A 13,695-nucleotide genomic window follows, 5' to 3' on the forward strand; every position below is an offset into this window, starting at 1 on the left:
GGGCATTCTCGAAATATGGTCTGAAAACCCGACGATCAATCAGGCTTTGGCGGTCGTTGCACCCGCTGCCGGTTTGGCCGTGGTTTTGCCGCCTTTGACAAATTCGGACGCCTTGCGTTTGCCGTCTTCGAATTCGTCCTTGAAACGACCCTTCATTTCATCGGCATCGAAATCGTCAACCGTTCCGCCCTTGGCAAAGTGCCAGGCAAAAACACGCCCCAGCGCGTAGGTGCAGGCACCAGCAAAGGTCGGCATTGCGACAACGCCAAAGATCGTGCCAACAACCGGAACCTTGCGAACCAGTGCCGCCGTTGCATAACCGACACCGGTCATCGGCAGGACCGTTGCAACCAGGGTCGAAATCGAACTCTTGATCGCGTTCTCAGAGAACGGAACACCGTAGATGTCGCAAAGCTTTGCAAGCATCCGCACCTGAATCGTGCTGCTGGTGGCCATTTCAAGGAACGGGATCGGGACAAGACCACCAACCGCAGCATAAACGCTATGACGATGGATGCAGTCACGGGACTGGGCACGCATTTCATCCGCTTTCGCGACGGCCAGTTCTTCAGTCTCTTCGATGGTTTCTGCTTCGCTCATTATCGCCTCTTGAATTTGTACCTGTAAGTTGATGTCCTGCACGCAAAATCTATTCTTCAACTTTACCTGAACTAACCTGAAGTAGCAACGCACAACACCCTTTATTTGCTACCGGTTTTTGAAATTTCAGGCTGCCCCGCACTCTCATGTTTCGCGGCAGGTTCCATGTCGCTCTGTTTGACAACACCACCCCCGTCACCACTGGTCGGATCAAACAGCGGGGCAATCGATTTCAGAACATCACCAGCCGTTTTACCCGTCGTTGAAACATCCTCTGACGCCCCCGCTGTCGGGGCTGTCGGCTTCATCGACGGTGTTACCGGCGGTGTGGCCGAATTTGCCGCACCGGGGCGCGCACGTTTGTCCGACGGATCGACCGGGGCACGAACGCCCGGCGAAATCGCATTTTGCGGCGCGATTTCCTGCGACCGTGCATTAAGCGCCCCGGAATTCGGCAGGCTTTCCGCCGTATCGTTCACAAGCTCCGCCCCCGAATCTGAATCCGGGGAGCTGGCCGTCGGCGAATCTGCGGTATTGAGGATCACGGGCAGGCCATCTTTGCCACCAATGATGATCGTCTTGCTGTTTTTCGATGTCGCAAGCGTCATGGTGGCTTCGATACCGCGCAGGCGAAGATATTCCTCGGTAATCGTTTTGGCGACGATATCCTGGAATTCCCGAATACCTTCCGCCTCGATCTTCTTGCGTTCCTTTTCCTTTTCCTCGCGCGCCAGACGGAAATCATATTCCAGCATGGCCTGATATTGTTCAGCCTTGCGTTCAATCGCATCCGCAACGCGTTCGGGCAGGATCACGGAACGGATCAGAACGTCTTCAACCGTCACCAGCCGCCCCTGAAAACTCTGATTGACCAGTGATGATCCAAGCTCGTTGACCATCCGTTCAAGGATTTCGGCCTGAATGAAGGCACGGGTTTCGGTATAAAGCTGTTCAGGCGTGTAACGCGAAATCAGTTCACGCGCATGCGATCCGATTTCCGGATACACAAGGATTTCCGCATAATTCGGCCCGACAAGCTTGTGCAGCATCCCGACCGCTTCGCGATTGATCCGATACCGCACCGCAATATCGACTTCCATCGACAGGCCGTTCGATGAAATGGTGTCATAAACCCGCGCCTGATTTTGCAGACGCGCGTCATAGATATACATTTCATCCCACGGGAAGATCATGTGAATGCCCTCCCCATAGCTTCTGTCAACCACCGTCCCGCCAAAGAACCGGTACCACATCACCGCCACATGCCCGGCAGGCACGGTAATGAAAATCTGCGGTGCCAACGCGAAAATCGCGATCAGCAAAAACAGAATCCCGATCAGAAATGTCGTGCGCAACCGCCGCAGGCGTTCCCCCGCGCTAATGAAAAAGCGCCGCCAAAAGATCGACCACCGCCCTCTTTTGCGGGCGGTTCCGTTTTGGTCTGGTGCACCGGGTGCGACTGTCGCGCTATCAACCATTCATCATCTCGTCGTCGGATTTATCGTGACGCATGCTGATCGCCCGTCAGTCATCATCTTATTCATAATCAAGGTCTTTAAGCTTTTCACGAAGCTCCCGCGACGGGCGCGCAACAATCTGAACCAGAAAATCACCAATCGGGGTAATCGCAATCGCCAGCAGGAAATGCCCCAGAAATCCGAACGACGTCCGGCGGCCAAGCATGCCGCAAACAATGCAGGCCAACAGATAAATTACAATCAAAATCAAATGCATCGTTTCGCCACCCGAATTCCTGTTATTGCGCGATTACGCGTTCTTCACGCCGTTTTCTCGTCCTGATCGAATTTCAGGCCTTCCTTGAATTTCCGGCGAAAATCGGCCTCTGCCTTTTGGGCGTCAAAATCCGCCATCGTCCCGCCCGCGGCGTAATGCTGCTGAAAAACCCGACCAAGCGCATAGGTAAATGCCGCATTGAAACCTGGCATGGTCACGATGCTCAGTGTCGATCCGACAACCGGCATCACCTTGGCAATATTGGAAAATATCCCCGTCCCCAAAAGAGCCCGCCCCAAAACGCCGCTGGTAATGCACGCGGTTAAGGCCGCAATCACGGATTTGCCACTGCTTTTATTGAACGGAACACCGTAAACATCGCTCAGTTCCGCCAGCATTTTAAGCTGCACGGCAACCGTCGCTGCAGAATCGAGAACAGGAATCGGAACAAAACCGGTCCCCGCGGCCCAAAGGGCATTGCGTTGCACAACACCACTTGCAAGCCGGTGCTGTTTGCGCCGTTTCAGCACTTCAAGCGTTTCAGCCCCCATAACGTCCCCCGGTTTATTGTCCCGCGCCAAATCATAATCGCTAACTATCAGCACTGCAAACCGAATCAAGGTTTTATACAGCCTTGACCTCAACCCCGACGCAATCAACCATATGGTTTGTGAAAGCCGCTTTCTGAGGATATAACCGGCTTAACAGGATCATGTTTTGAAAATACTTTGAAAATATATCTCGCCGGAGACACGTTTTGAAGCTGTCTACCAAGATCGGGCTGGCCCTTTTCCTCGTGCTTGCAAGCGCACTAAGCATGACCACGGCCCTGAATTATCTGCGATTCGACCAGACCCTGCACACCCTTCTGGCCCAGCGCATGACCGTGATCCTCAATGAAACCAGTCAGGATGTCCTTGCCGGGATCGATCTGGGTTTGCGGCTGGAAAACATGGAAAATCTGCAATCGGTCCTGAACCGGCGTCTGGATATGGCCAACGATATCCGCAATGTCGCCGTTCTGGACTGCAACGGCACCCCAATCAGCAACGCCACCCGGTCCCCAGACAGCCCCCCGAATGATCAGGCGCTCGCTGGCGCGGCAATATCGCAACAGACACGTGATCATTGGATCGATTTCACACCTGGAATCGCCACCGCCGGACAGGTCCTGCGCGACAGCCTTGGCCAATGCGCGGGTCTGGTCGTCATCACCGCAAACTCGCAGGCCTCCGAAGCCAAACTTGCCAATGCCTTCTCTGAAATGTGGAAATCGGCGGCCTTCGGCATGGGCATGATTGTGCCCATCCTTGGCGTCCTGTTCATTCTGATGCGCCGTCGCCATCGCGTTTTCGAAGAACTGCACGAAGATCTGGCGCGCGCTGTTGCGGGCAAGGCCCCCAATACCCGCCCCCATGATGGCGATGTCCTGACCCAAAGCGAAATCGAACTGATTTCCCTGTACCGCGAAATCCGCGATCAGTTGCCCCACGACACCCAAGAGGACGGCACCGAACGCACATCGAAAACCCCGGCGGAGCCCCTGAAATGACCCCCTCTGCCAATCCGAAAACCAAACCCGATACCCCCGCATCCCCTCATGGCGGCAATATCCGAAGCCGTCTTTTCCCCAAGGGCACGATCTGGATTCTGCTGCTGTTCAGCACGATCTCGCTTTGCATTGCCTTGGTCGGGATTTCTTGGCGGGCCGCCGAACTGGCGCGTGCTGATCTGCAAACCGAAATCCGCGAAAAGGCCGAAATCGAAGCCCGGGTTCTTGGCGAAAAAATCGAAAATGCCCTGCGGCTCGGCATTCCGCTCCGCGAGATTGTCGGCTTCGAAGCCGTCGTCTATCAGCTTCGCGATGGCGACCCCGATCTGGTTTTTGCCGCCATCACCGACATGGGGGGCGACATCCTGCATGCGGGCGGCCTGCCATCGGATGAAATCGCCACCGCCTTAACGGCCCCGTCGGGCAACGATACCGCCTATATCGTGACCCGCCTCAACCTGCCCCGCGCCGAAGAGCATGACGATATCGAGGTGGTCCTTGGTCATGCCCGTGCCGCCCTGATGCGCCCGGTTACTGATAACCTTTATGACATTGCGATCATTTTCATCATAACCCTCGCCTTATCATTTGAACTGATGTTGCTGGTGTTAACCGTCAATGTCGCCCTGCCAGTAAGGGTTGCGCGCAAGGTTCTCGGCAATGTGCGCGACCGCAAATTCACCCTGCTGCATGGCCAAAGCACCCATGACGAAATCGGCCAGTTCATGGAACGCATCAATTCCCTGATCAACACCACTGCCAAAAAGGTCGGCACACATCCCCAACGCGAACGGGAGGTAAAGCTGATCGGGGTTCGCATGCTGGCCTTCATGTTTGTCCTGGCCGAAGAACTGGCCCGTCCGATCATGCCGGCCTTCTTTAGCCAAGTGACATCCCACAGCATCGACGGGCAGCTTGGCGCAGGCGTGGTCATGGCGGTGCATCTTCTGATGGTTGCCCTTGCCATGCCGATCTGCAGCCTGTTTCAGGAACAGGTCGGGTCACTGCGCATGTATCTGTGTGGCGCATTTCTGGCGACACTTGGTCTGATCGGTACCGCCTTTGCCGTTGGCATCTGGGATCTTGTACTGTGGCGCGCATTATCGGGGATCGGTTACGCCACCACCTTTGTCGCCTGTCAATCCTATGTCCTTGATGCCACCAATGACAGCAACCGCACACAGGGAACCGCCATGATGGTCAGCGGCATCATGCTGGCTGATATCTGCGGCCCGGCGATTGGCGGGATTGTTGCTGGCCATTTCGGGCCGGACATGACCTTTATCGCCGGTGCGACCATTGCGTTTCTGGCCGTCCTTCTGGCCTTCTTCCTGATGGATAATATGGTGCGTGGCAAAACCCCACCGCCGGTCCCGACCAGGGCCGCCCTTCGTGCCATGCTCGGCAATCGCCGTTTGCAGGTGCTGATCCTGTTTGCCGCCATTCCCGCCAAACTGATCCTCAGCGGCTTTTTATATTACCTGACCCCGATGATCTTGCTGCAATCGGGTGCGACCACGGCTGAAACCGGGCGGGTGATCATGCTTTACGGGCTGGTCGCGATCCTGACCGGCTGGGCCGCGGCAAAATGGACCGACAAAAGCCAGAACGAAACCCGCGCGGTCGGCATTGGCGGTGGCTTGACCGCCGCCGGACTGTTGCTGGCGGGCTGGCTTCCCGAATATGCCCTGTTTGCGGTTGCCGTCGCCTTGCTAGGCCTCGCACAGGCAACCTCAATCCCGGCACAGCTTTCCGCCAGCCTGAAACTCAGCAAGGATTTCACCAAGGATCACGGCACCGGCCCGGTCCTTGCGGTCCTGCGTCTGGCAGAACGTCTGGGCGGGGCGGCAGGTCCGCTGCTGGCCGCCGGTCTGACCCTTCTGGTCGGAACAACGCAGGCCGTCCTGATTTTCGGGGTTTTTGCCGCCGTTTCGGTTCTGTGCTTTGAACTTCTGATCGGTCATGTGCCGCCAGAACAAAAGGGCGAACAAAAAAGCGAACAAAAAGCACAAGGAGGGACGAAATGACATTCCCCCGTCCCCCGGCTTTTCGTCTGCTTGGCATTCTTGCGGTCTTGATCGTCGCACTCAGCGCGACGTTATTGCCAACGGCATATGCGCAATCATCAAAGGCCCCGCTTAAAATCGCCATGATCCTTTGGCGGGGTGAAACCAATGTCGAACAGGGATTTCGCGCCTATTTCGACGAAAACAACATCCCCGTCGATCTGACCATTCATGACGTTGCGCGTGATCTGTCGCGCGTGCCCGCCATCATCGATCAGATCCGTAAAGACCCGCCCGATCTGGTTTACACATGGGGCACCGGGATCACATCTTCTGTCGTCGGCAAATATGATGCCGTCGATCCGGCGAAAAACATCACCGATCTTCCGGTGGTCTATGTGATGGTTTCATCGCCGTGGAAAACCGGTATTGCCGCGCCGGCGGGCCAAAGCCGCCCCAATGTCACCGGGGCAACCCACATCGCCCCGCTTGCCGCCCAGATCAATGCCATCCGCGCCTATCGCCCGATGGATAAACTCGGCGTGGTCTATAACAGCCGCGAAGACAATTCCGTTTCCAACGTCGCCGATCTGACCGAACTGGGCCGCGAAATGGGGTTTGACGTTCTGGCCGCCCCCCTTGGCACCGACGACGAACCATCACCCGATGACATCGCCCCCGCCGTTGCCGAACTGGCACGCAAGGGGGCCGATATCCTGTATATCGGGCCGGATAACTTCATCGGCAATTATCGCGATACCCTGACCGATGCCGGTTTTGCCAACGGGCTTGCCGCCTTTAGCGCGACCGAACTTGAAGTCCGCGATGGTCACGCCATGCTGGGCCTTGTCAGCCGCTATGAACTTGTCGGCCGTCTCGCCGCCAGCAAGGTCGAACAAATTCTGATCGGTGGCATATCACCCGCCGATATCCCGGTCGAAACGCTTGACCGGTTTTCCTATCTGATCCGGCTGTCATCGGCGCGCAAACTGAAACTCTATCCGCCGCTGTCGCTGCTGGATTACGCGGAGGTCATCGAATGACCCAACTGACCCGGCTTGATCCATCCCATCTTCCGGCTATCATCACCCTGCATCACAGGGTAATTGCGGACCTTCCGCCGGGCAATGCCGCCAGCGAAACCGATCAGTTCTTTGCCGATCATCTGGATGCCTGCGGGCAGATTTTTGGGGCCTTTGACGGGGACCGTCTGATGGCCTATTGCGTGCTGGGGTTACCGCGCGAAACCGATCCGAATTTCGGCACCGACCATCACCTTCCCCCCGATCAGCTGGGCAAGGTCGCCCATATCGACGGGGTCGCGGTTGATCCGCAATGGCGCGGACAGGGGTGGCAACGCCGGATGGTCGAACACCGCATCGAAATCGCCCGGAAATGCGGGCGCACCATCGCGCTAAGCACCGTCGCCCCAACCAATTTCCCAAGCCTGATCAGCACGGTCTCAACCGGCCATGCCATTCATGGATTGATCGCGAAATTTGGCGGGAACCGTTTTCTGCTGCGCCGGGATATCGGCCCCGATCAGGATGCAAAATTCCCGTCCGCACCCGATCGCGCAATCTGGTGCGCCAGTGACGATCTTGCGACCTGCCGGAAATTGCTCGATGACGGGTTGATCGGCCTGTTTTGCCAATCATCACCCCATGGCACGGCACCGCGCATCGGCTGGGTTCCGGCCATACCCGCTTAATAACGCGGCTTATTGCTGATAACTGTAATTCCACTTGCTCGGCCCTTTCGGGTCGGCCTGCTGATAATAGGGTTGCCAGTCGCAGGCATGCGCATCGGTTTCCCAATAACATGCCGCCCCCTTATGGAACGGCAGGAAATTGCCCTTTTCATACATATCGTCGGCAACCACGCTTCGGAATGTCGGATACATTTCCTTCATCCGGTCGATATTTTCATGAACGATCCGCGTGATCCAGTACACCACATACGGATCGGCCGGTTCATAGGCGATAAGGGATGCCTTGAACCCATAGGATGCAATCGCTTCTTCCTGCGCACTATATGTCTTTGCTGGCAAAACCTGATTAAAGAAATACTGGTTTGCCCGCACCATCTCATCGGTCAAGGGGCCGCCCATGCCGACAACCCGCGCCCCGCAGCCAAGCGTATCTTCAATCAGCGTCGCCGGATGCCCGATCCACAGACCGAACGCATCAATATAATTCTCGCAGATGCCAAGTTCGTTATAATCCTGCGCAACATTGTAAACGGTATCAAGATCCTCAAGCGTGATATCGTACCGCGACAGAAGCTCAAGCCACAATTCCCGCGATGCCGACCCTTCCGGCCCGATATTGATGCGTTTGCCGCGCAGATCGCCAACCGATTCAATGCCGGAATCATTGCGCACCACCAGCAACCCCATTTCATCATGCAGCGACATCACCGACCGCGCACCGGGGATCGGCGCAATGCCTTTCTGCGCCTCCCAGTTATTGTTCGACTGCACAATGGCAAGCTGCACCCGTCCTTCCTTCATCAGACGGATATTGCTGCCGACACCCTGGGATCGCAACGGCACGCAATGCACGCGATGGCGCTCAAAGGTACGGCTCATCATCTCGCAAATCTGGGCTGCAACCTTGAAATACACGCCACTCGTGCTGCCGCTGTAAATCGCCGCGTAATAGGATCGTTCGGTCTGGCCATCACCGGCAATCACATCGGTGTTGCTCAACACCGCCAGACTTTCCGGGTCGGTTGTCCGGCGACGATATTGCGACAACGGAATGGCATCGGGCTTGTAAATCAGGCCATCAATCAGGTCCGGGTTGGATTTTGCCGGGTCGATGATTGCATCGTCATATGTGTCGACATCGATATCAGGCAGGACGTCAACCGGCGACATATCGGCACTTGCATCCTCGGCAACGGTGCCACTTTGCTGCGCATACGCACCCGCCGCCCCCGCCGACAGCAGAACTGCCAGCATACCGGTCGCAATCATTCTCATGCCGATCTCAAAACGCAAAACCGTCCACTCATCGTTTGTGATGAACCAATCCTCGCATCCCAACGGCCATCCTAAAGGATCGCCCGGAAGCCCGTCGAGAGCGAAGATGAATTAATACCCTTATTCTCAGCGATTTAACACAATCGTCTTCACCACGATCCTCACCGATCGTCGATATTCAGATTGTGTTTGACGCAACATCATACGCCCCTCATAAACCAGAAGACCATATAACAGAAAACCGGACCACGGCCAGATTTCGGAGAAGACGATGACGTCCATCATCGCCCTTGATCCCGGGCGCAACGATATTTATCAGGCGTTCGACCTGATATCCTCCTGGCCGGAATACCGCCAAAGCCCCCTGATCCGCGCCACCGGTCTTGCCCGCGAACTCGGTCTTGGCACTGTCTGGATCAAGGATGAAAGCAAACGGTTCGGTCTGGGCGGGGTCAAGGCACTTGGCGCTCCCTATGGCCTGAAACAGCAGCTTTTGAAACGCGGCCTCATCCCCGGAAGCCCCCAATGTGCGGACTATACCGCCGTTGCCGCAACCGATGGCAATCACGGCCTTGCCGTGGCATGGGCGGCCCAAAAATTCGGCTGTCATGCGCGGATCTATGTCGGAACCGAGGTCGATCAGGCCCGCATTGCCCGCATCACCGATAACGGGGCTGAAATCGTCCGGGTGGATGGCACCTATGACGATGCGGTCCTTGCCGCCGAAAATGCCGCACAATCGCCCGACGTGCTTCTGATCACCGATACCGATTATGGCCATGCACTCGACGTTACCCGCGACATCATGGCGGGTTATGCGGTTCTCGGCATCGAATGCGCCCGCCAGCTTCGGGCTGAAAACATCACCCCCGATCATGTTTTCCTGCAATGCGGCGTTGGCGGCATGGCAGCAGGTTGCGCCATCGGGCTCTGGCATGAAAGCGGTCAAAAACCGAATGTCTGCACGGTGGAGGCAACAAACGCCGCCTGCCTTCAGGCAAGCCTTTCAACCGGCGAACTGACATCGGTTCCGGGCAAGCTCCTGACCCGCATGATCGGACTGTCCTGTGGCAAACCGAGTCTCCCGGCGTTTGAAATCCTGCGCGAAGTATCCACCCACAGCATCGCGATTGATGATGACGTAGCGCTTCTGGTCCAAAACACGCTTTCCGCCGGGATCAATGGCGACGCCCCGCTTGAAACATGGGATACCGGCATTGCAGGCATCGCCGGGCTTTGGCATGTCGCCAAAAACCACGACCTTCGCGCCCGTTTTGGCCTGAATGCCCAAAGCAACGTGCTTGTGATCAACAGCGAAGGCCCCATTCCATTGCCATACCGCGCAAATATCTGAATTCTTTCGACGCGAAAAAGGCTTTCCGTTATGCCACCAACTGGACAGCGACTGGACAGCCCTGCCGGGCATCGGTACAGTCGCGCCAGACCGTGCAAATGCCCACGTCGGGTTCTATGGGGACTGCAAACAGATGAAATTGCTCGAACTGTTGTCTTGGGGGGATAACAGACTGATGGCCCGGCTTGCCTTTGCCGGTGCGCTATCGGGTGCGGGCAGTGCGGTCCTGCTGGGTCTGGTCAATACCGCCGCCGAAGGCATTGCCGATAACGGTGTCGATCAGGTCGACTGGCTTCTGGCCGGCGGCTTCATCGCCCTTGCCGTGGTCTATTTCCTGGCCGAGGTTTTCCTTCTTGCCAACATCTCGACCCAGATCGAACAGGGCATCGACAAGGTCCGGCGAAAACTGCTGGGTCAGATCGCCCATGCCGACTTTTCCCGGCTAGAAACCTTTGGTCAGGCCCGCCTGTTTGACAGCATCACCCAAAGCACTCAGGTCATTTCGCAAAACTCGCACATGATCGGCATGTCGTTCCGATCCCTTCTGCTGGTCGTTGCGGTGATGATCTATGTCTTCTGGCTGTCCACGCTGGCCTTTTTCCTGATCGTGATGGTGATCGGGGCCGGAATTATCATTTACCTGCAGATGGGCAAACAGCTCGGCATGTGGTTTGGCAAACTCCATCTCGCCGAAACCAGCCTGTTTGGCAAGGTCGCCGATCTGTTTTCGGGTATCCGCGAAGTTCGCATGTGGTCATCGCGCAGCAGCACCCTTTTCAATGCCTTTTCGGAAAACTCGCTGACAAAGGAACAGATAACGGCAGAAACCCACAGCCTGATGTTCCGTCAGATGATCATGGGCATGACCGCCTTTTATGTCCTGCTTGCGGTGATCGTCTTTATCGTGCCGGTCTATACCGATAATTTCGGCTCCACGGTTTCCAAGGTCAGCACCGCCGTCCTGTTCATGATCGGCCCGATCAGCACCGTGGTGCAGGCAATGGCGGTTCTGGGGGCGGCCGAACAGGCCGCCGCGCGCATGGTAACCCTGTCACAGGATCTGGACGAAATTGCCGAACCGATTGACGAAAACGGCACAAAGCTGCCCGATACATTTTCAAACATCGCGTTTGATGATGTTTGCTTTACCTATCCCAACCGCGACCCGCGCCACGGCTTTGTTCTTGGCCCGATCAGCCTTTCGGTAAAAAAGGGCGAACTGATTTTCATCACCGGCGGCAACGGGGCGGGCAAATCCACCCTGATCAAGCTTCTGACAGCCCTTTATCGCCCGGTATCGGGTGCCATCCGGTTTGACGATATCCAGCTTGGCGCGCAAAATATCGCGTCCTTCCGCGATAAAATCGCCACCGTGTTTTCCGATTTCCACCTGTTTTCCGAACTGCACGGATCGGCCGAAATTGCCCCCGAAGAAGCAGATTACTGGCTCAACCTGTTTGAACTGTCCCATGTGACGGGTATTCGCGACGGCAAATTTGTTTCCATCGCCCTGTCTGCCGGGCAACGCAAACGTCTTGGCCTGATCACCGCCATTCTCGAACATCGCCCGATCCTTGTTCTTGATGAATGGGCCGCTGATCAGGACCCCTATTTCCGTAAAAAATTCTATTACGAAATCCTGCCACAGATCAAAGCACGCGGCATAACCATCATCGCGGTCACCCATGACGATCATTATTTCGATGCTGCCGACCGCCGCCTGCATCTCGAAGCCGGCACCCTGCACGAACTTGACCGCAACGACCCGCGTGGAAGGATCTGATCATGCTGCTTGTTGATCTTCTGCGATCCCGAACCCGCATCGATCTGCGCCATGCCGTGGGCCTGCTGTCACTGGCATCGATTGCCACCACCATGGTGCTGATCATCGTCAATCTGGCCGCCGAACAGGCCGAAGACGGTGTGGCCAGCATGCGCTATCTCGGCATGATGGCGCTGTCGCTGATCGGCTATATCTGGGCCCAGAAAAAATCCAGCGACATGATCGCCGCCGAGGTGGAACACATCCTCCATCAACTCCGCCTCAGCCTGTTTGATCGCGTGCGAAAAGCCGCCCCCGATACGCTGGCCAAGGTCGGACAGGGTGCGGTTCAAACCGCCCTCACCCAGGAAATGCAAACCGTATCGGCCGCCCTGCCCCTGATGCTGAATGGTGTGCAGCAGGTGGTCCTGATCATCTGTGTCGCGGCCTATCTCGCATGGCTGTCGACCTTCGCCTTCGTGATGATTTCCGTTCTGGCCGTTGTGGTTTCAACCATCCATCTGCAACGCATGCGCAAAATCAACGCCGCCACCCGTGACGCGATTGACGATGAAAACCTGCTTTTTGGCGGCCTGACCGATCTGTTGCATGGCTTCAAGGAAGTCAAAATGAACAGTCGGCGTCGCGACGCGCTGCTCGGCGCACTCAATGACCGCTCCATCCGGGCACGCGACACCAAATCCGTGGTCAAGGCCCAATGGTCGCGCGAATTCGCCCTGATCCAGCTGGCCTTCTACGGGATGATGGCGGCAATGGTATTCATCGTTCCGATCTTCACATCGGATTATCATGACGTTGCCGTGCAAACCACGACCGCGGCCCTGTTCATGATCGGCCCGATCGGGGCTGTGGTTGCCTCTGTCCCCAGCTTCACCGATTCCGATGTGGCGCTCCGCAAGATCAACGATATCGATCACCAGCTCGAAGACGCCCTTGACGCCCAACATGCGAACGAGGCCGCGAACGGCACGTCATCGCCCGAAACCCTTGATAAATTGCGCGGTGCACTTGGCAATATCGCCGAAATCAGCCTGCGCGACGTTCGTTTCGCCTATCCCGGAACGACGGATAGCCCCGGCTTTGCCGTCGGTCCGATCAATGCCACCTTCAAAAAGGGTGAAATCACCTTTATCACCGGCGGCAATGGCGCAGGCAAATCGACGATCATCGCCGTCCTGACCGGCCTTCGCCCGGCGGCAGGTGGTTCGATCATGGTCAATGATTGCCCGCTCCCTTCCGACGCCTTGCAGCTTTATCGCGATCATTTCGCGACTGTCCTCTCGGACTATCATCTGTTTCGCGAACTTTACGGCATTGATGAGATCGACCCGAAACGGGTTGAAACGCTGCTCAAACAGATGGAAATCGATGACAAGGTCGAAATTGATGACAACGCCTTTTCAACGACATCGCTGTCACAGGGGCAACGCAAACGCCTTGCCCTGATCGCGGCCCTGCTCGAAGAAAAGCCGGTTCTTGTCCTTGATGAATGGGCCGCCGATCAGGACCCGCATTTCCGCTTGGTCTTCTATGAAAAAATCCTGCCATCCTTACGCAAACAGGGCAAGATCATCATCTGTGTCACCCATGATGACCGCTGGTTTGACGCGGCCGATACGATCTATCACGTCCGCGACGGCGAATTTGTCGACGGGCGCAAAACCATTACCGCCTGATCCG

12 protein-coding genes are annotated in these 13,695 nt (G+C 56.5%); 7 read left to right on the plus strand and 5 right to left on the minus strand.

Annotated features, from left to right (window positions below):
- Positions 1-39 precede the first annotated feature (39 nt).
- The 4 genes from TH3_RS14025 to TH3_RS14040 all read right to left on the minus strand — a co-directional run bounded on the left by TH3_RS14025 (position 40) and on the right by TH3_RS14040 (position 2,885).
- Positions 40-600: a YcjF family protein gene (locus TH3_RS14025; RefSeq protein ID WP_007090619.1), complete on the minus strand. Its 561-nt coding sequence runs from the start codon at positions 598-600 to the stop codon at positions 40-42.
- Between the two features lie 101 nt (positions 601-701).
- Positions 702-1,955, minus strand: coding sequence for an SPFH domain-containing protein (locus tag TH3_RS22455; RefSeq protein ID WP_233421779.1), 1,254 nt, complete (start codon positions 1,953-1,955; stop codon positions 702-704).
- A 181-nt stretch (positions 1,956-2,136) separates the two neighbouring features.
- Positions 2,137-2,334 carry a hypothetical protein gene (locus TH3_RS14035; RefSeq protein ID WP_007090621.1) on the minus strand — a complete coding sequence of 66 codons (198 nt, stop codon included), beginning with the start codon at positions 2,332-2,334 and terminating at the stop codon, positions 2,137-2,139.
- Between the two features lie 44 nt (positions 2,335-2,378).
- Positions 2,379-2,885: a YcjF family protein gene (locus TH3_RS14040; RefSeq protein WP_007090622.1), complete on the minus strand. Its 507-nt coding sequence runs from the start codon at positions 2,883-2,885 to the stop codon at positions 2,379-2,381.
- 206 nt (positions 2,886-3,091) lie between these two features.
- On the opposite strand from TH3_RS14040, the gene TH3_RS14050 reads away from it, so the two are divergent.
- From TH3_RS14050 to TH3_RS14065, 4 genes are read left to right on the plus strand one after another with little or no spacing between them, the layout of a single operon-like run.
- Positions 3,092-3,886 carry a hypothetical protein gene (locus tag TH3_RS14050; RefSeq protein ID WP_007090623.1) on the plus strand — a complete coding sequence of 265 codons (795 nt, stop codon included), beginning with the start codon at positions 3,092-3,094 and terminating at the stop codon, positions 3,884-3,886.
- Entirely contained in the window at positions 3,883-5,913 is a 2,031-nt protein-coding gene (locus TH3_RS14055; RefSeq protein WP_007090624.1) for an MFS transporter, read from the plus strand. The genes TH3_RS14050 and TH3_RS14055 overlap by 4 nt, the downstream gene beginning before the upstream one ends.
- Complete coding sequence (locus TH3_RS14060) at positions 5,910-6,935, plus strand: ABC transporter substrate-binding protein (RefSeq protein ID WP_007090625.1); 1,026 nt, start codon at positions 5,910-5,912, stop codon at positions 6,933-6,935. Before TH3_RS14055 ends, TH3_RS14060 begins: the two co-directional genes overlap by 4 nt.
- Entirely contained in the window at positions 6,932-7,603 is a 672-nt protein-coding gene (locus tag TH3_RS14065; RefSeq protein WP_007090626.1) for a GNAT family N-acetyltransferase, read from the plus strand. The genes TH3_RS14060 and TH3_RS14065 overlap by 4 nt, the downstream gene beginning before the upstream one ends.
- Before the next feature lie 9 nt (positions 7,604-7,612).
- Here the strand turns inward: TH3_RS14065 and TH3_RS14070 are convergent, their stop codons facing one another.
- Positions 7,613-8,878, minus strand: a complete 1,266-nt coding sequence (locus TH3_RS14070; protein ID WP_139328208.1) for a TAXI family TRAP transporter solute-binding subunit — start codon at positions 8,876-8,878, stop codon at positions 7,613-7,615.
- 271 nt (positions 8,879-9,149) lie between these two features.
- On the opposite strand from TH3_RS14070, the gene TH3_RS14075 reads away from it, so the two are divergent.
- From TH3_RS14075 to TH3_RS14085, 3 genes are all read left to right on the plus strand, one after another.
- Positions 9,150-10,232, plus strand: coding sequence for a diaminopropionate ammonia-lyase (locus TH3_RS14075; RefSeq protein WP_007090628.1), 1,083 nt, complete (start codon positions 9,150-9,152; stop codon positions 10,230-10,232).
- A gap of 133 nt (positions 10,233-10,365) precedes the next feature.
- Complete coding sequence (locus TH3_RS14080) at positions 10,366-12,015, plus strand: cyclic peptide export ABC transporter (RefSeq protein ID WP_040059970.1); 1,650 nt, start codon at positions 10,366-10,368, stop codon at positions 12,013-12,015.
- A 2-nt stretch (positions 12,016-12,017) separates the two neighbouring features.
- Positions 12,018-13,691, plus strand: a complete 1,674-nt coding sequence (locus TH3_RS14085) for a cyclic peptide export ABC transporter (protein ID WP_007090630.1) — start codon at positions 12,018-12,020, stop codon at positions 13,689-13,691.
- Positions 13,692-13,695: the final 4 nt, after the last annotated feature.

Origin of the sequence: Thalassospira xiamenensis M-5 = DSM 17429, from assembly GCF_000300235.2 — a bacterium.
Taxonomy (GTDB): domain Bacteria; phylum Pseudomonadota; class Alphaproteobacteria; order Rhodospirillales; family Thalassospiraceae; genus Thalassospira; species Thalassospira xiamenensis.

Coding starts and splice junctions, on each gene's coding strand:
- TH3_RS14025 (WP_007090619.1), bottom strand. CDS start 600: ATGAGCGAAGCAGAAACCATCGAAGAGACTGAAGAACTGGCCGTCGCG.
- TH3_RS14035 (WP_007090621.1), bottom strand. CDS start 2,334: ATGCATTTGATTTTGATTGTAATTTATCTGTTGGCCTGCATTGTTTGC.
- TH3_RS14040 (WP_007090622.1), bottom strand. CDS start 2,885: ATGGGGGCTGAAACGCTTGAAGTGCTGAAACGGCGCAAACAGCACCGG.
- TH3_RS14055 (WP_007090624.1), top strand. CDS start 3,883: ATGACCCCCTCTGCCAATCCGAAAACCAAACCCGATACCCCCGCATCC.
- TH3_RS14060 (WP_007090625.1), top strand. CDS start 5,910: ATGACATTCCCCCGTCCCCCGGCTTTTCGTCTGCTTGGCATTCTTGCG.
- TH3_RS14065 (WP_007090626.1), top strand. CDS start 6,932: ATGACCCAACTGACCCGGCTTGATCCATCCCATCTTCCGGCTATCATC.
- TH3_RS14070 (WP_139328208.1), bottom strand. CDS start 8,878: ATGAGAATGATTGCGACCGGTATGCTGGCAGTTCTGCTGTCGGCGGGG.
- TH3_RS14075 (WP_007090628.1), top strand. CDS start 9,150: ATGACGTCCATCATCGCCCTTGATCCCGGGCGCAACGATATTTATCAG.
- TH3_RS14080 (WP_040059970.1), top strand. CDS start 10,366: ATGAAATTGCTCGAACTGTTGTCTTGGGGGGATAACAGACTGATGGCC.
- TH3_RS14085 (WP_007090630.1), top strand. CDS start 12,018: ATGCTGCTTGTTGATCTTCTGCGATCCCGAACCCGCATCGATCTGCGC.